At 58.4% G+C, this 267-nt stretch carries 1 protein-coding gene; it reads right to left on the bottom strand.

Annotated elements, in window-relative coordinates; translation table 11 throughout:
- Window positions 1-267, bottom strand: a 267-nt coding sequence (rplW, locus tag AAEY87_RS14040) for a 50S ribosomal protein L23 (protein WP_502945485.1), incomplete at both ends; no start/stop codon positions are given.

Raw genomic sequence — 267 nt, 5'->3', positions numbered from 1 at the left:
AGTCACGATGGCGCGCTTGGTGTCGGGACGCTTACCCACGCCAGTGCGAGTGCGGCGTACCTTCCCCTTGCGATTCATCGTGTTCACCGAGGTGACCTTCACACCGAAGATCTGCTCGATCGCAATTTTGATCTCGGTCTTATTAGCAGTCGGCTTGACCACGAACGTGTAGGTGTTCTGGTCGAGCAGACCGTAGCTCTTCTCGGAGACGACCGGGGCGAGGATGATGTCCCGGGGATCTCGGATCTTCAGCTCGCTCACTTGGCG

It is taken from the genome of Psychrobacter sp. S1-30-MNA-CIBAN-0213, assembly GCF_040309845.1.
In the GTDB taxonomy this organism is placed as follows: Bacteria; Pseudomonadota; Gammaproteobacteria; order Pseudomonadales; family Moraxellaceae; genus Psychrobacter.
This window is presented reverse-complemented; position numbering and strand designations above follow the sequence as displayed.